The 15,682-nt window shown below is 64.1% G+C and carries 13 protein-coding genes; 5 read left to right on the forward strand and 8 right to left on the reverse strand.

The window, feature by feature from the left end; translation table 11 throughout:
* Nucleotides 1–81 precede the first annotated feature (81 nt).
* Complete coding sequence (locus AC1TPF_RS17305; RefSeq protein WP_482139219.1) at nt 82–1,224, forward strand: acyl-CoA dehydrogenase family protein; 1,143 nt, start codon at nt 82–84, stop codon at nt 1,222–1,224.
* 102 nt (nt 1,225–1,326) lie between these two features.
* Here AC1TPF_RS17305 and lexA read toward each other — a convergent pair whose 3' ends face one another.
* Nucleotides 1,327–2,046, reverse strand: coding sequence for a transcriptional repressor LexA (lexA, locus tag AC1TPF_RS17310; protein ID WP_482139220.1), 720 nt, complete (start codon nt 2,044–2,046; stop codon nt 1,327–1,329).
* A 190-nt stretch (nt 2,047–2,236) separates the two neighbouring features.
* Here lexA and AC1TPF_RS17315 point away from each other — a divergent pair, with 190 nt between their 5' ends.
* Together AC1TPF_RS17315 and nrdR are read left to right on the forward strand one after the other, a co-directional pair.
* On the forward strand, nt 2,237–2,743 hold the full coding sequence (locus AC1TPF_RS17315) for a LysM peptidoglycan-binding domain-containing protein (protein ID WP_482139221.1): 507 nt from the start codon (nt 2,237–2,239) through the stop codon (nt 2,741–2,743).
* An 89-nt stretch (nt 2,744–2,832) separates the two neighbouring features.
* Nucleotides 2,833–3,282 carry a transcriptional regulator NrdR gene (gene nrdR, locus AC1TPF_RS17320; protein WP_482139222.1) on the forward strand — a complete coding sequence of 150 codons (450 nt, stop codon included), beginning with the start codon at nt 2,833–2,835 and terminating at the stop codon, nt 3,280–3,282.
* Nucleotides 3,283–3,308: 26 nt separating this feature from the next.
* Here nrdR and hrpA read toward each other — a convergent pair whose 3' ends face one another.
* Nucleotides 3,309–7,196, reverse strand: coding sequence for an ATP-dependent RNA helicase HrpA (hrpA, locus tag AC1TPF_RS17325; RefSeq protein ID WP_482144836.1), 3,888 nt, complete (start codon nt 7,194–7,196; stop codon nt 3,309–3,311).
* Between the two features lie 67 nt (nt 7,197–7,263).
* Here hrpA and AC1TPF_RS17330 point away from each other — a divergent pair, with 67 nt between their 5' ends.
* Nucleotides 7,264–8,502: an aminotransferase family protein gene (locus tag AC1TPF_RS17330; RefSeq protein WP_482144837.1), complete on the forward strand. Its 1,239-nt coding sequence runs from the start codon at nt 7,264–7,266 to the stop codon at nt 8,500–8,502.
* 88 nt (nt 8,503–8,590) lie between these two features.
* Here the strand turns inward: AC1TPF_RS17330 and AC1TPF_RS17335 are convergent, their stop codons facing one another.
* Nucleotides 8,591–9,121: an alkyl hydroperoxide reductase gene (locus AC1TPF_RS17335; protein WP_482144838.1), complete on the reverse strand. Its 531-nt coding sequence runs from the start codon at nt 9,119–9,121 to the stop codon at nt 8,591–8,593.
* Nucleotides 9,122–9,147: 26 nt separating this feature from the next.
* Nucleotides 9,148–9,735 (reverse strand): peroxiredoxin, encoded by a 588-nt coding sequence (locus tag AC1TPF_RS17340; RefSeq protein WP_482139226.1) that lies wholly within the window; start codon nt 9,733–9,735, stop codon nt 9,148–9,150.
* 96 nt (nt 9,736–9,831) lie between these two features.
* On the opposite strand from AC1TPF_RS17340, the gene AC1TPF_RS17345 reads away from it, so the two are divergent.
* Nucleotides 9,832–10,770 carry a hydrogen peroxide-inducible genes activator gene (locus AC1TPF_RS17345; protein ID WP_482144839.1) on the forward strand — a complete coding sequence of 313 codons (939 nt, stop codon included), beginning with the start codon at nt 9,832–9,834 and terminating at the stop codon, nt 10,768–10,770.
* 7 nt (nt 10,771–10,777) lie between these two features.
* On the opposite strand, the gene AC1TPF_RS17350 is transcribed toward AC1TPF_RS17345, so the two are convergent.
* From AC1TPF_RS17350 to AC1TPF_RS17365, 4 genes are read right to left on the reverse strand one after another with little or no spacing between them, the layout of a single operon-like run.
* On the reverse strand, nt 10,778–11,227 hold the full coding sequence (locus tag AC1TPF_RS17350; protein WP_482144840.1) for a MarR family winged helix-turn-helix transcriptional regulator: 450 nt from the start codon (nt 11,225–11,227) through the stop codon (nt 10,778–10,780).
* Nucleotides 11,224–11,868 carry a DJ-1/PfpI family protein gene (locus AC1TPF_RS17355; protein WP_482144841.1) on the reverse strand — a complete coding sequence of 215 codons (645 nt, stop codon included), beginning with the start codon at nt 11,866–11,868 and terminating at the stop codon, nt 11,224–11,226. The genes AC1TPF_RS17350 and AC1TPF_RS17355 overlap by 4 nt, the downstream gene beginning before the upstream one ends.
* 57 nt (nt 11,869–11,925) lie before the next feature.
* Nucleotides 11,926–14,418, reverse strand: a complete 2,493-nt coding sequence (locus AC1TPF_RS17360) for a DEAD/DEAH box helicase (protein ID WP_482139230.1) — start codon at nt 14,416–14,418, stop codon at nt 11,926–11,928.
* Nucleotides 14,415–15,398 carry a proteasome assembly chaperone family protein gene (locus AC1TPF_RS17365; protein WP_482139231.1) on the reverse strand — a complete coding sequence of 328 codons (984 nt, stop codon included), beginning with the start codon at nt 15,396–15,398 and terminating at the stop codon, nt 14,415–14,417. The genes AC1TPF_RS17360 and AC1TPF_RS17365 overlap by 4 nt, the downstream gene beginning before the upstream one ends.
* Nucleotides 15,399–15,682 lie beyond the last annotated feature (284 nt).

Raw genomic sequence — 15,682 nt, forward strand, 5'->3', positions numbered from 1 at the left:
TCCAGGCCCTTGGGCAAAATGTAGAATCCCGTTACAGTTACTGGCACGTCCGCGTTTTGACACCTCGTTATGGAGACCTTGATGGAACGTACGATTTTCGAGCCTGAACATCTTCTGTACCGCGATTCGTACAGAAGCTTCCTCGAACAGCATGTGGCGCCGTATCACGCCCGCTGGGAAGAGCAGAACATCGTCGATCGTGATGTGTGGATCGAAGCGGGTAAGAACGGCTTCCTGGCCGTGGACGCTCCCGAAGAGTTCGGCGGCGGCGGAGTCGACGACTTCCGCTACCAGGCCATCGTCTCCGAAGAGTCCGCCAGGGGTGGGTACAGCGGTTTGGGCTTCACCCTGCACAACGACGTCATCGCGCCGTACCTGCTGGAACTGACCACCGAGGAGCAGAAGGCGCGCTGGCTTCCGGGATTCACCTCCGGCGAGCTCATCACCGCCATCGCCATGACCGAGCCCGGAACCGGTTCGGACCTGCAGGGCATCAAGACCAACGCCAAGAAAGACGGCGACCACTGGGTGCTCAACGGATCGAAGACCTTCATCACCAACGGCATCAACGCCGACCTGGTGATCGTGGTCGCGCGCACCGACCCCGAGGCCGGCGCGAAAGGTTTCAGCCTGCTGGTCATCGAGCGTGGCATGGAGGGCTTCGAACGCGGCCGCAACCTCGACAAGGTCGGCATGAAGGCGCAGGACACCGCCGAACTGAGTTTCGACAACGTCCGTGTGCCCGCCGAGAACCTGCTCGGTGAAGAAGGCCTCGGCTTCATCTACCTCATGCAGAACCTGCCTCGCGAACGCCTGTCGATCGCTGTTGTCGCCGCGGCGGCGATGGAGCAGGTGCTGGAGACCACCGTTCAGTACACCAAGGACCGCAAGGCCTTTGGTCGCTCGATCGGGAACTTTCAGAACACCCGGTTCCTGCTGGCCGAACTGGCGACGTCGACCACGACGACCCGCGTCTTCGTCGACCACTGCATCGGTCTGCTGAACGAGAAGAAGCTGACCGTCCCGGATGCCGCGATGGCCAAGTACTACGCCACCGAGAATCAGGTGCACCTGGTCGACCGGTGTCTGCAGCTGCACGGTGGATACGGCTACATGCGTGAATACTCGGTCGCCAAGGCATTCCTCGACTCTCGTGTGCAGACCATCTACGGCGGGACGACCGAGATCATGAAGGAAGTGATCGGACGTAGTCTCGGGGTCTGATCACCCAGTGGTCCCCTGAACTCGAAAGGCGGGGTGTACCGGGATATCCCGGTACACCCCGCCTTTGATCTGTATGAGAGTGATCTGCCTACGACTCGGAGGTCAGAGCCGACGCATCACAGTGACGACCTTGCCCAGGATGACGGCATCGTTACCCGGGATGGGATCGAACACCGGGTTGTGCGGCATCAGCCACACGGCGTCCTTGGTGCGCTTGAACGTCTTGATCGTGGCATCGCCGTCGATCATCGCCGCCACGATGTCGCCGTTGTCGGCAACATTCTGCTGGCGTACGACCACCCAGTCGCCGTCGCAGATCGCGGCGTCGATCATCGATTCACCGACGACCTTGAGCATGAACAGCGAACCTTCGCCCACCAGCTCTTTGGGGAGTGGGAAAACGTCTTCGACAGCTTGTTCGGCGAGGATCGGACCGCCGGCCGCGATCCGGCCGAGGACCGGGACGAACGTCGGCGTCGGCAGGGATTCGTCCGGTGCCTGAACCTGTCCGGCGGCTGTGGCCGGATTCAGATCGGTGTCCTGGATGTTCACCGCGCGAGGCCGGTTGTTCTCGCGCTGCAGGAAACCCTTGCGTTCCAGCGTGCGGAGCTGATGGGCGACGGACGATGTCGAGGTCAGGCCGACAGCGTCACCGATCTCCCGGATGCTCGGTGGGTAGCCGCGCTCGCGGACCGAGGTACGGATGACCTCGAGAACCGCTTTTTGGCGGGGGGTCAGTGAGCCCTCGGCGAGTGGTTCGGTGGCGACAACAGTGGTCGCGGTCCCGTCCGCCGGTGTCGGGGGCTGGGTTCTATCGGCCATCAGGTCCTCCAGTTCATGCGGTGTCGGGCGGGGTCCATGTCGACAAAGATAGTGCAAATGGTCACAAGTCTCAAACATTTGTTCGATCAGGCGTGGCGCTTTGTCGGAGGCCCGTGGTACTAATCGAACACTCTTTCAATCGAACGAGTGATCGAATAGGGATCGAACCGATGACCGAGGACTGAACCCCATGACTGCAGCCACCACCATTATCCGGCCGGCCACAGCTCGGCCTGTTCACCACCCCGAGAGCGGTACCCGCACGCGCACCACGCGCCCGGTACGGCCCGAGGACACATCACGCCCGGCCGGTCGCCGTCTGCCTGCGCAGCGCCGGGTGGCCGTCTCGTGTGCCGATTCGCGTAACTCCGAGCGGCGGATACCGACCGCTCGCGAGATGGTCTTCGCCCGCAGGCGCGCCTGGGCGGGCGCAGCGGTCGCCGGTGTCGGTCTGATGCTCGTGGTCGCCTTCATGACCTTCTTCGGCGGGGTCATGCAGCAGTCCGCGGATCCGGCCCGCGTCGGCACCGAGGTCGTCCGGGTCCAATCGGGGGAGTCGTTGGGCGCCATCGCCTCCCGCATCGCACCCGAGATGCCGACCGAAGCCGTGGTGGCGAAGATCATGGAGCTCAACGCCATGAACAACTCGGCACTGTCGGTGGGCCAGGCATTGGTCACGCCCGTCTACGCGAGGTAGACGTGGAGGGGCTGCAATCCCGGACGGTATCCTCGGAGTCACAGTGTCTGGTCACTCCGCCCAGGCCGTCGACCGTCGAGGATTCGTGCATGCATTGCCCGTTTTGCAAGAACGAGGACACCCGCGTAGTCGATTCGCGAGTGGCGGACGAGGGGCAGGCCATCCGTCGCCGCCGCGCCTGTTCGCAGTGTGCACGCCGTTTCACCACGGTGGAGACCGCGGTGCTCTCGGTGGTCAAACGGACCGGCGTCACGGAACCGTTCAGTCGCGAGAAGGTCATGCGCGGCGTCCGCCGGGCCTGCCAGGGCCGTTCGGTCGACGACGACAAATTGCAGCATCTTGCGCAGCAGGTGGAAGAAGCAGTGCGGGCATCAGGTTCGGCGGAGGTACCGGCCAATGAGGTCGGCCTGGCCATCCTCGGCCCGCTTCGCGATCTCGACGAGGTCGCATACCTGCGGTTCGCCTCTGTCTACCGGTCATTCGACTCGGTGGACGATTTCCAGAAAGAAATCGACGACCTCCGATCAAGCAAGTCCTAGCGTCACTACCGCAAGTCCTAGCGCCGCTACCGTAAGTCTCGGATTGCCTTGATGGCACGCTTTTCTGAAATCGGGTACGCAGTTCGCAGCTGTTGAGCAAACAGTCCGACGCGCAATTCCTCGACAATCCAGCCTGCAGCCTCGCTGACCGCATCGCGCCGCTGCGGCGGGATCATCCGCAGATGGTCTGTCCATGCGGCCACTACGCGATCGATGGCTGCCATCGACGCGGCGTCCCGTGCGGCGGAGGCAGGCAGCTGTTCCAGCCGGGCCAGGGCGGCATCCAGATACCGCGGGATCTCGGGGAGGTGTTCGGCGCCGGTGGCCGAGATGAATCCGTCGAAAACAAGATCGCCGAGTTGATCCCGCACGTCGTCGGCAGCGTCGGCCACCGTGGTGGCCGCGATGGCGGTGCGCAGCGGAGCCACCCGGGTCAGGATCGCCGCGGCTTGGCGCAGTTTGGTCGTGGCCCGGCTCGTGACCTGCCCGGCGACATGGCTTTTCAGGGCGGTGTAATCGGCAGCGGTCCAGACCTCCGGCTGCGGGGGGACCAGGTCGATCACGGCCGCTCGTACGCAATCGGCAAGCAGCGCCTCTCCGGTTGGGTAAGGGCTTTGGCTCAGCGCCAGCCGCTCCGCGGTTCCGAGAACAGAAGTCGCGTTGTGCCGTAGGCCAGGTACATCGTTGATCAGCAGTCCGATCAGGGCGTTGTACATCGCGCTGCGCTGCTCGGACTCGGTCGACATCGGTGCGACGGTGAAGCCACCTCTGCGGGGCACCAAGGCCGGGTAACTCGTGATCTCTTGTCCGGCAACAGTGTTGCGGACCGAGCGCGCGATTGTTCCGAACGTCTTGTCTGTCCAGGTGGTTGCCACCGGCGTCGACTCGGTCGCGGCCTCTTTCTCCAGAGCCGCGCGGGCCTTGCCGCCGAGTCGTTCTTGGAGCTCTGTCAACGATTTGGAGTGGCCCAACTCCTGGCCGTCCGGGCTGAGCGCCACGAACGTCATCCGCAGGTGGTCGGGCAGTGCGGTCGGCCTCAGATCGGCGGCTGCGATTCTCACTCCGGTGAGCCGGGTGAGTTCGGCGGCGACGCTGGACGTCAGGGGCTTGGCACGCGGTGTGACCGCATCAAGGATTTGTGAGGCCAGATCCGGCGCCGGACCGATCTGGCGCCGAAGGGTTTTCGGCAGGGTGCGGATCAATTCGGTGACCAGTTCGGTGCGCATACCGGGGACCAGCCAGTCGAAGCCCGAAGGCCGCGCCCGCATCAGCAGGGGCAGCGGAATCAGCACACTGACGCCGTCGTCCTCGGCGCCGGGCTCGAAGTGGTACCGGAGATCGTACGTGGCATCAGCCTGGCGCCAGGTGTCCGGGAAACCGGCCGGATCGCCTGAAACAACGTCGGCGGGATCGAGATCGAGGAGGTTCGGGTCCTTCTTGCGTGCGGTTTTCCACCAGGTGTCGAAGTGCCTGCCCGAGACCACCTCTTGACCAACGTGGCGGTCGTAGTGCGCGAACAGGGTGTCGTCGTCGACCACGACATCGGTGCGCCGGACCCGGTGCACCGACTCTTCGGCATCGTCGAGCAACGCCCGGTTGCGATGGAAGAACGGATGCTGGGTGCGCCAGTCTCCTTCGACGAGGGCACTGCGGATGAACAGCTCGCGGGCTGCCTCGGGGTCGATGGATCCAAAGTTCACCCGACGTCTGGTGACCAGGGGAACGCCGTAGAGCGTGACCCTTTCGTAGGCCATCGCCGCAGAGTGTTTGCTCGACCAATGTGGTTCGCTGTATTGGCGTTTGACCAGATCGCCTGCCAGTCGCTCGGCCCATTCGGGTTCGATGCGGGCGACGGTCCGGGCCCACAGGCGGGAGGTCTCGACGATCTCGGCCGCCATCACGAACCGAGGCGGTTTGTTCGACAGATGTGAGCCGGGGAAGATCATGAACTTCGTCCCGCGAGCCCCGAGGAACTCTTTGGATTCTCCTTCGCGGACGCCGATCTGGCTGAGCAGACCCGACAGGACCGATTGGTGGACGGCGACCGCCGTCGCCGAATCGGATTCGGGCGTCTCGAAGTCCGCCGGGACGGTCCAGCCCAGATCCCGGGCGATCCGGACGAGTTGCGAATGTAGATCACGCCACTCGCGGATGCGCAGTCCGTGCAGGAATTCGCGGCGCATGCGTTTGCGGAACTGGCTTGAGGACAGCTCTTTTCGCGTGTCCTCGAGATACGTCCACAGATTGAGGAGGGTCAGGAACTCGGAGCCGTCTGCGGCGAATCTGCGGTGTGACTCGTCCGCCGCCTGCCGGTGTTCGGCGGGCCGTTCCCGGACATCGGGTAGCGACAGTGCGGCGGTGAGTACCAGCATCGGCCCCAGGACACCTTGCTTGTCGGCCTCGACCAGCATGCGGGCCAAACGCGGGTCCACCGGGATCCGCGCCAGCGATCGGCCGATCGGCGTCAGCTGCCGTACCGGGTTGTCGGGGGTGGCAGGGACGAGCGCGCCGAGTTCTTCGAGAAGTTGCTGTCCGTCGCGGATGGCCTTGGGATCGGGAGGCTCGACAAACGGGAACTTGCCGACATCGCCGAGACCGAGCGAGGTCATGTTCAGGATCACCGCGGCCAGATTGGTCCGCAGGATCTCGGGCTCGGTGTATTCGGGCCTGCTCAGAAAGTCGTCTTCGCTGTAGAGGCGGATGCAGACACCGGCGGCCACACGACCACAACGTCCGGCACGCTGGCGGGCGCTGGCCTGCGAGATCGGCTCGATCGGCAGTCTCTGAACCTTGGTGCGGGTCGAATAGCGCGACATGCGAGCGGTTCCGGCGTCGATCACATAGTGGATGCCCGGCACCGTCAACGAAGTCTCGGCAACGTTGGTGGACAACACGATCCGTCGGCCCTTGTGGGAGGCGAACACGCGGTGCTGATCAGCGGCGGACAGACGGGCGAACAGCGGGATCACCTCGACACCACGCGCTTCGAGGTGTTTGAGGGAGGCAGCGGTATCGGTGATCTCGCGTTCGGTGGGCAAGAACACGAGGATGTCGCCGGGCCCCTCGGCGAACAACTCGTCCACTGCGGCGCCGATCGCCTGCAACTGATCGAGGTCGGCTTCGTCCTCGTCCTCGACGACAAGTGGCCGGTAACGGATCTCGACCGGATAGGTGCGCCCGGACACCTCGATGACGGGAACGGGTCGATCTTCGGTGGCAAAGTGATCGGCAAATCGACCGGGTTCGATGGTCGCCGAGGTGATGATCACCTTCAGATCGGGACGCCGGGGGAGTAGCTGTTTGAGATATCCCAGGATGAAGTCGATGTTGAGGCTGCGTTCGTGGGCCTCGTCGATGATCAGTGTGTCGTAGTCGCGCAGCATGCGGTCCTGGGAGAGTTCGCGCAGAAGGATGCCGTCGGTCATCACCTTCACCAGGGTGTCGCGTGACGCCTTGTCGGTGAACCGGACGGAATAGCCGACCACACCGCCGAGTTCGGTGCCGGTTTCTTCAGCGATGCGTTCGGCGACCGACCGTGCTGCGAGCCGTCGTGGCTGCGTATGGCCGATCTTTCCCGCGACCCCGCGGCCGAGTTCCAGGCAGATCTTCGGGAGCTGCGTGGTCTTGCCCGACCCGGTTTCACCGGCGACAACGACAACCTGATGCGCTTCGATCGCGGCGGCGATCTCGGCGCGCGCCGCCGACACCGGGAGTTCCGGCGGATATTTGAGCACCGGGACCAGCGCGCGACGCCGTGCGAGCTCCTCGGGGCTGGGGCCGGCGGGTGTGCGCGATCCAGTTCTGGTCGAGCCGGATTTGGTGGACGAAGGACGTCCGCGGCGTCGGCGCTGCCCCGATGTGGTGGGCTGCCCGGACGCGGCGGGCCTGCTGGGCTGATCGGGCGCGGTCGACATATCGCCTCAATGGTAGTCGCCGGAGTCCCGGCATCGTCTCGCCACCTGGACAGGCATGATGTACCCCATGACTGCTTCTTCTTCTACCGGTCTCTGGCACGGGTTTGCCGACATGGGCGCCGTGAGCGCCTCGGGACCATTTGTTGTTGCCAGGGGCGAGGGCGCCTACATCTGGGACGCCTCCGGAAACAAATACATCGATTCCACGGCCGGTCTGTGGTTCACCAACGTCGGACACGGGCGGACCGCGATCGCGGACGCCGTTGCCCGCCAGCTCGGCACGTTGGCGCACTATTCCGGGTTCGGCGACATCACCTCCGATGTGACCGCCGCACTGGCCGACCGGCTCTCGGCGATCGCCCCGATCCCGGGGAGCAAGGTGTTCTTCACCTCGGGTGGTAGCGACTCGGTCGACTCGGCGGTGAAACTCGCCCGCCGGTACTGGCACGAGATGGGCAAGCCGGAGAAGAAGATCGTTGTCGGCCGGACCAAGGCCTACCACGGCATGCATGTCGGGGGCACTGCGCTCTCGGGCCTGCCGCCGAATCGCGAGAACTACGGCGAGCTCATGTCCGACGCCGCAACCGTCGACTGGGATGACGCCAAGAGCCTGCTGGGCCTGATCGAACGGATCGGCGCCGACAACATCGCCGCGTTCTTCGTCGAGCCGATCATCGGTGCCGGTGGCATCTACCTGCCGCCGGAGGGTTACCTGGCCGAGGTTCGGCAGATCTGCCGCGACCACGACGTGCTGTTCGTCGTCGACGAGGTCGTCACCGGATTCGGCCGGATCGGTGGATCCTGGTTTGCGTCGAGCCGGTTCGGGCTCGAGCCCGACATGATCACCACCGCAAAGGGTTTGACGTCGGGTTACGTCCCGATGGGCGCGCTGTTCATAGCCCCGAAGATCGCCGAACCGTTTTATGCGGGCGGCGTGTGGTGGCGCCACGGATACACCTATGGCGGACATGCAGGCGCAGCGGCTGCGGCGATGGCCAACCTCGACATCATCGAATCCGAGGGTCTGATCGAAGAGGCCGCACGGCTCGAATCGGATCTGCACATCGCGCTCGCGCCGCTGGCCGATCTGCCTGCTGTCAGCGAGATCCGCAGTGGCCTCGGCGCGGTTGCCGCCGTGCAGCTGGCTGATCCGACGACGGCTCCTGCGGTCATCGGCGCGCTGCGTCGCCATGGCGTCAGTGGACGGGCGGCCGGGCAAGGCGCCCTGCAGATCTCGCCTGCCTTCGTGATGACCAGTGCTCAGGTCAGTGACATGGCGGCGCGGATGGCCGATGCGCTGACGTAGCGAGGGCAGAACGTCGAAAAGAGCAGGGACCCCGGTCGGGGGTCCCTGCTCTTTTTGTTACGTCAGTGCCTGTGGCAGCGAGGTTTCGCTATCCGACAAGTACCTCGGCAGTACTGAGTGCTGCAGCAACGCCTGCGATGATGGACGCGACCTTCAGCGATTCGAGAATCGCTTCACGCTCGACGCCGTCTTCGCGCAGGGTGTTCTCGTGGGCGGCGACGCAGTGGCCGCAACCGTTGATCGACGAGACCGCGAAGGACCACAACTCGAAGTTGGCCTTCTCGACGCCGGGGTTGCCGATGATGTTCATCCGCAGTCCGGGACGCAGGTCGTCGTACTTGCCATCCAGGAACCCGCGGCCACGGTAGAACACATTGTTCATACCCATGATCGATGCGGCGCCAAGGGCGGCGTTGTACGCCTCCGCCGACAGGTTGTCGGCAGCTTCGTCGGCGATCTCCTTGAGGACGGTCGCGTTCTTGCTCGCTGCCGCGGTGGACAGCAAAGTGCCCCACAGCTGCTCTTCCTTGAGGACGGTGGTGCGTGCGATGGAACCCAGGTTGAGCTTGAGGTCCTTCGCGTACTCCGGCAGTGCTTCTTTCAGATTATCAATGCTCATCTGTATTTCCTTCTACGAGCAGGCGATCAGACGCTGGCGGTCAGCAGTTCGCCGGCGTCGATGGTGGGATCGCCCTTTTTCCAGTTGCAGGCGCACAATTCGTCGGACTGCAGTGCGTCGAGAACACGGAGGACCTCGTCGACGTTGCGGCCGACCGAACCTGCGGTGACCGAGACGAACTGGACCTCGTTGTTCGGGTCGACGATGAAGGTTGCGCGGTCCGCAACGCCGTCGGCGTTCAAAACACCGGTGGCCTCGGCGAGTTCACGCTTGAGGTCCGAAAGCATCGGGAACGGAAGGGTCTTCAGGTCGTCGTGCTGTGCGCGCCACTGGAAGTGCACGAACTCGTTGTCGACGGACGCACCGAGAACCTGGGCGTCACGATCGGCGAATTCTTCGCTGAGCTTGCCGAAAGCGGCGATCTCGGTGGGGCACACGAAGGTGAAGTCCTTGGGCCAGAAGAAAACAATCCGCCACTTGCCCGCGTAGTCGTCGCTGGTGACGGTGGTGAAGTAGTCGTCGGGCTGCTTGGCGTCAACCTTGGAGAGGTCACCGCCGATGACGGCCGTCAGGTTGTAAGCGGGGAATTGATCACCAATTGTCAGCAATGGCATGAATGCTCTCCTTAGGGGTCTGTTAAAGCAGCGTGACTAATACTGCCCTGAATCCACTGAGAATGATACGTGATGAGTAGCACTATAGTGATAGGCATGACCGATCAAACTTATCAGCCGACGATCGCCGGCCTCAAGGCGTTCGCGGCCATCGCTGATAAACGCCATTTTGGTTCTGCCGCAGAGAGTTTAGGAGTGAGTCAACCCTCGCTCTCACAGGCCCTGGCGGCACTGGAATCGGGGTTGGGATTGCGGCTGGTCGAACGCTCGACCCGGCGTGTCTTCTTGACTAGTGAAGGCGATGCATTATTGGCGCGGGCTGCTGCGGCAATCGAAGCGGTGGATATGTTCACCGCGGCCGCCGGGGGTGTCGCGCGACCGTTGTCAGGCACGTTGCGACTTGGCCTGATACCGACGGTGGCACCGTACGTGCTACCGGGCGTCCTGCGCAATCTGGCGAGCGAGCTCCCGGACCTGACGCTGCGGGTCGTCGAGGATCAGACCAGTCGATTGCTGGATGCATTGCGCCGCAATTCCATCGACGCGGCGATGCTGGCATTGCCGGCCGATGCCACCGGCATGATCGAGATTCCGATGTACGACGAAGATTTCGTTCTGGCGTTGCCTCCCGGTCACACGCTGGCCGGACGAAGCCGAGTGGATCCGGCCGCGCTGGCCGATCTGCCGCTGCTGCTGCTCGACGAAGGTCACTGTCTGCGCGATCAGGCATTGGAGGTCTGCCGGCTCGCGGGTGTCCGTCCCGACGTCGGACCGACCCGGGCGGCGTCCCTGGCCACCGCGGTGCAATGCGTCGAGGGAGGTCTGGGCGTGACGCTCATCCCGCAGACCGCGGTTCAGACCGAAACTGCGCGTGGGGCTCTGGCCATCGCCAGCTTCACCCGGCCGCGGCCCGGTCGCCGGATCGGGCTGGTCATGCGGGCCACCAGCGGGCGTGAGGTCGAGTATCGCCAGCTGGCACAGGTGATCACGGCCGCCATCGTCGGGTCGGGCAACGGTGCCGCGCGGCCGGTCTGAGCTCTCGTCAATCCGGCAGCGATTCCAGCGATTCGAGGGCCGCCGACAATTCGTGGAGCCCGGCCACGATCTTGCTCCAGCGCTGCGTGCCCAGAATTCCGTTGAGGCGCAACGCGAGTTCGGCATGCTGCGGATCGATGCCGCGCACGGCCTCGCGGCCTTCGGCGGTCACCTCGACGAGTTTGGCTCGCCGATGCGCGGGATTGCTGCGATAGGCGACAAGACCGGCTTCGGCGAGCAGATCCGCGGTCCGCTGCACACTTTGCCGGGTGATCCCCATGACGCGGGCGATGTCCGAGACCGACAGTGGTTCGGGCAGAACGGCGCCCAGTACCTGCCATCTGGTGGCGGTGAGCCCGACCGGCGCGGCCAGCGCTTCGGCAACCGCCAGGAATTGGCCGTTGAGCCGGAACGCGGTGAGGGCGGAGTCGCTGAGCAGTGACTGCGGGTCGCTCATGCGGTTGCGGCCATCAGGTCGTGGTATCCGGCCGGGTCGCCGCTGTACAACTTGAACCAGGCGGCGAGTGTCTCGGGGGAGTAGAGGTCGAGTTCGGCGAAGATTTCGCGGGCGAAGGGCACGGGATGCATTGCGGCAGCGGTGATCAGGTGCCCTGGGCGGCTGCGATCCGTGACAGCCGGTGCATCGACATAGCGGTCGGCGCCCGCGTATTCGGTCCAGGCCAGCGCCTCTGCGGCGTTGCTCGTGTGTTGCCGGTCGTCGAGGAGGCCGGCCTGGGCCATCGCGACCGTTGCCCCGCAGATGCCCGCCACGGGTACACCCGCGTCGAGGAATTTGCGGGCGGTGTCGATGAACTCGGTCAATTCACCGCTCAGGTACGCCGAGGCGCCGGGCAGGATCAGCATTGCGCTGGCCGCCGGATCGAGGTCGGCGAGCGCGAGGTCGGGAACAATACGCAATCCGCCGGTGGTCACGATCGGCTCGGTGGTCGGGCCCACCGTGCGGACCTGGTAGGCGCCGGGGCGGATCTGATACTCGGGGTTGTTGATGTGTGCAACGGCGTGACCGGTTTCCCAGTCGGCGAGGGTGTCGTAGACGGCGAGGTGAACGGTACGTGGCTCAACTGATGATGTGCTCATGACAATATGCTGTCAGTATGACAGAGTGCTGTCAACGACTGTTTGGGCCGGGTGTGATCAGCCGGGGATGATCTCCATGTCCAGGAGTTCGGGTTCGTCGTCTGCGGTCTCCGGCATGCTGAAACGTGCCAGCAGTGACCATCCGTGGTGGCCGTCCGGGTCGTCGAGAACCTGTCGGGCGAGCCACTCGCCGTCGTCCTCGGTCAAACTGAACAGCGCCGGTCCACGCGCTTCCGGACCGGCTTGCACCGGACCGTATTCGTCGATGAAGTCGGCCATCTCATCGGCCCAGTCGAGATCGGGATAGCTTGCCTGCAGACCGGACCAGTCGCGGCGCGACAGCATATTCACGAAGCGGAACATGGTGTTGCGCAGATGCACCCGGGTGGCACGCAGGTTGACGGGGCGGCCGATCGGCGGCGGTGCCAGGTCTGTGGGTCCGGTGATGTCGGCATCGGGGTGGGTGAGTTGTTCCCATTCGTCGAGCAGGCTCGAGTCGACACGGCGAACCAAATCGCCGATCCACTCGACCACGTCGTCGATCTCGTCCGTGCGCGCGGCATTCGGAATGCTCTGGCGCAGCGTCCGGTAACAGTCGGTGAGGTACCGCAGGACCACACCTTCGCTGCGCGCCAGGGAGTACCGGGAGATCAGGTCTCCCCAGTCCATGCCCTCTTCGATCATCTGTCGCAACACCGATTTGGGGCGTGGGGGTGTGTCGATGACCCACGGGTGTCCCTGCCGGTACATATCGAACGCCGCGAAGATGAACTCGCGCTCCGGTCGCGGCCAGGTGACCTCGGAGAGCAACTCCATGCGCTCTTCGTATTCGATGCCGTCTGCCTTCATCTGCGCGATGGCTGTGTCGCGGGCAGCCTTCTGCTGGCCCATGAGGACCGGTCGCGGATCGTCGAGGGTCGATTCGACAATCGAGATCAGGTCCATCGCATAGGTCGGCGAATCAGGATCGAGCAACTCGAAGGCGGCAAGAGCAAAGGGGGACAGGGGATTGTTGAGCGCGAAGTTGTTCGGCAGGTCGACGGCCAGGACCGCCATGCGGCCGTACGCGTCGGGTTCGTCGAGGCGTTGCACCACACCGCTGTTGACCAGTGATCGATACAGCTTCAGCGCCCGCAGGATGTGACCGCGCTGGCGGGCCCGCGTCTCGTGGTTGTCCTCGAGGAGATGGCGCATCGAGGTGAAGCAATTGCCCGGCCGGGCAATGACTTCCAACAACATCGAGGTCGTGACCTTGAACCGGGAACGCAACGGTTCCGGCGGCGCGACGATCAGCTTCTCGAAGGTTGCCTCACTCCAGGAGACGAAACCTTCGGGGGCCTTCTTGCGCTGGATCTTCTTGAGCTTCTTCGGATCGTCGCCGGCTTTCGCCACCAGTCGGGCGTTCTCGACGTCATGGTCCGGTGCTTGCGCAACCACGAATCCGCGGATGTCGAAGCCGGCCCGGCCTGCGCGCCCGGCGATCTGATGGAACTCGCGGGCCCGCAGGTGTCGTTGCCGGATTCCGTCGAACTTGGTGAGTCCGGTGAACAGCACCGTTCTGATGGGGACGTTGATCCCGACCCCGAGGGTGTCGGTGCCACACACCACGCGCAGTAGTCCCTGTTGCGCAAGGCGTTCGACGAGACGCCGGTAGCGCGGCAACATACCGGCGTGGTGGATTCCGATTCCGGCCCGCACGGTCTTCGACAGGGTCTTGCCGAAGCCGGTGCTGAACCGGAAATCGCCGATCTCCGCGGCAATGGCGTCACGTTCGGCGCGGCTGCAGATGTTGGCACTGAGCAGGGCCTGGGCACGTTCCATCGCCGAGAGCTGGGTGAAGTGGACGACGTACACCGGCGCCCGGTCCTTGGCGATCAGGTGCTCGATCGTTTCGTGTACCGGGCGGGTGGAATATGAGTATTCAAGTGGGACAGGGCGAGTGGTGCCCGTGATCGCGGCGGTCTCCCGGCCGGTACGCCGGCTCAGGTCGTCGACGAAGAAACTGACGTCGCCGAGGGTGGCCGACATCAGCACGAACTGACTACCGGTCAACTCGATCAGCGGGACCTGCCAGGCCCATCCGCGATCGGTTTCTGCGTAATAGTGGAACTCGTCCATGACCACGACACCGATCGGCGAGTCGGGACCTTCGCGCAGCGCGATGTTGGCAACGACTTCGGCGGTGGCGCAGATGATGGGTGCGCTGGGGTTGACCGAGGCATCGCCGGTGAGCATGCCAACGTTCTCCGCCCCGAACTGTGAACACAGATCGAAGAACTTTTCGCTGACCAGTGCCTTGATCGGCGCGGTGTAGAACGCTCGCTTGCCCTGTGCCGCAGCAAAATACAGTGCACCACTGGCGACGAGGGACTTACCGGAGCCTGTGGGCGTCGACAGGATGACGTTCGACCCACCGGCGAGTTCGATCAGTGCTTCGTCTTGGTGCGGGTACAGCTCGATACCCCGTGCGGACCACCAGGCCGTGAAGTCTGCATACAACTCGTCGAGATCGGGCCCTGTGCTGTCCGGAAAGGCGAGTGGGGTCGTCACTGACCGGCGTCGTCCCCGGGCTCATCGCCATCTGTCTCGGTGCCGGAATCGGTCCGGTTGCCACCGCCGCTGAGGTGATCGGCCAGGAAGCGTTCGAGTTCGGCGCCGAGTTCGTCGCCGGTTGGCAGATCGCCTTCGGCAGCGAGCAACGACGCCTTCTCCTGCTGAGCCTGCGTGAAGGTGTCGTACTGGGTTTCCAGTGCGGTCACCACCGACTCGACTTCGTGGTTGCCGGAGATCTCGTTGTCGACCTGGTGCCGAACCTTCTCCGCGGCGTTGGCCAACGCCGCCATCGGCAGATTGAGTCCGGCGACCTCACCGAGGCTTTCGATCAGCTTGTGTGAGGCGGCCGGGTATTCGGTCTGGGCCAGATAGTGCGGCACGTGAACCGACAGACCCGCGGTCGTCAATCCATGCTCACCGAGCCGCAGCTCGAGCAGCATCGACGCACTGGCCGGGATCTTGAGTTCCGATCCCCACCGGGGAAATGGTTCGATCAGGTCTTTGTCGTTGCCGTGTGCGGTGATCGTCGAGGGGCGGGTGTGCGGGATACCCATCGGGATCGCATTGAGCCCGATGACCGTCGAGACCCCGAACTGATCGGCCAAACCGGTCACCGCTGCCACAAAACGTTCCCAACGCATGTCGGGTTCGGAACCGGCCAGCAGCAAGAACGGCTTGCCCTCGTTGTCGCGGATGGCGTGCAGGGTCAGCTCGTGCATCGCCACACCGGTGAACTGCTCGCCGGAGAACGTCATGATCGGCCGCCGCGAGCGGTAATCGATCAACTCGTCGGTCGAGAACGTGGCGACCAGCTCTGAATCAAGGCTCTGGCGCAGGTGATCGGCGGCCAGCTTGATGGCGTGCCCGGCGTCAGCGAAGCCTTCGAGTGCGTGGATCAGAACCGGACCATCACCCTCGTCACCAGCCAGCTGTGGTGCCGGGAACTCGAGTTCATAGAGCGTGGACTTGTCGTCCATGGCGAACCTCCTTGCTGCCTGGTCGTGCGGTTGTATTCAACTATTGTCCCCCATCATCACCTTTGGTCCCAATCCCTGTGCCGGGCAGACCATTGGTTCGCACTGTGTAGACAGTCCTATTGGGACAACAGAACCACTCGGGCCGCGATTCCCGGCGCCCGTTCACCGTCGGCGAACGGGCAACTGATGCACACATGTCGACCTGGGCATCGAATAGGGTGATACCGATCGGGACCGGAAAAGCAGTACGGGAAGACCTGGACCGAAAACGGGTGCGGGAACAG

The sequence above is a fragment of the Williamsia sp. Y853 genome (assembly GCF_056786495.1).

What these genes read in the sequence shown, in the direction of transcription:
- AC1TPF_RS17305 (WP_482139219.1), top strand. Translation starts at nt 82, where the DNA reads ATGGAACGTACGATTTTCGAGCCTGAACATCTTCTGTACCGCGATTCG.
- lexA (WP_482139220.1), bottom strand. Translation starts at nt 2,046, where the DNA reads ATGGCCGATAGAACCCAGCCCCCGACACCGGCGGACGGGACCGCGACC.
- AC1TPF_RS17315 (WP_482139221.1), top strand. Translation starts at nt 2,237, where the DNA reads ATGACTGCAGCCACCACCATTATCCGGCCGGCCACAGCTCGGCCTGTT.
- nrdR (WP_482139222.1), top strand. Translation starts at nt 2,833, where the DNA reads ATGCATTGCCCGTTTTGCAAGAACGAGGACACCCGCGTAGTCGATTCG.
- hrpA (WP_482144836.1), bottom strand. Translation starts at nt 7,196, where the DNA reads ATGTCGACCGCGCCCGATCAGCCCAGCAGGCCCGCCGCGTCCGGGCAG.
- AC1TPF_RS17330 (WP_482144837.1), top strand. Translation starts at nt 7,264, where the DNA reads ATGACTGCTTCTTCTTCTACCGGTCTCTGGCACGGGTTTGCCGACATG.
- AC1TPF_RS17335 (WP_482144838.1), bottom strand. Translation starts at nt 9,121, where the DNA reads ATGAGCATTGATAATCTGAAAGAAGCACTGCCGGAGTACGCGAAGGAC.
- AC1TPF_RS17340 (WP_482139226.1), bottom strand. Translation starts at nt 9,735, where the DNA reads ATGCCATTGCTGACAATTGGTGATCAATTCCCCGCTTACAACCTGACG.
- AC1TPF_RS17345 (WP_482144839.1), top strand. Translation starts at nt 9,832, where the DNA reads ATGACCGATCAAACTTATCAGCCGACGATCGCCGGCCTCAAGGCGTTC.
- AC1TPF_RS17350 (WP_482144840.1), bottom strand. Translation starts at nt 11,227, where the DNA reads ATGAGCGACCCGCAGTCACTGCTCAGCGACTCCGCCCTCACCGCGTTC.
- AC1TPF_RS17355 (WP_482144841.1), bottom strand. Translation starts at nt 11,868, where the DNA reads ATGAGCACATCATCAGTTGAGCCACGTACCGTTCACCTCGCCGTCTAC.
- AC1TPF_RS17365 (WP_482139231.1), bottom strand. Translation starts at nt 15,398, where the DNA reads ATGGACGACAAGTCCACGCTCTATGAACTCGAGTTCCCGGCACCACAG.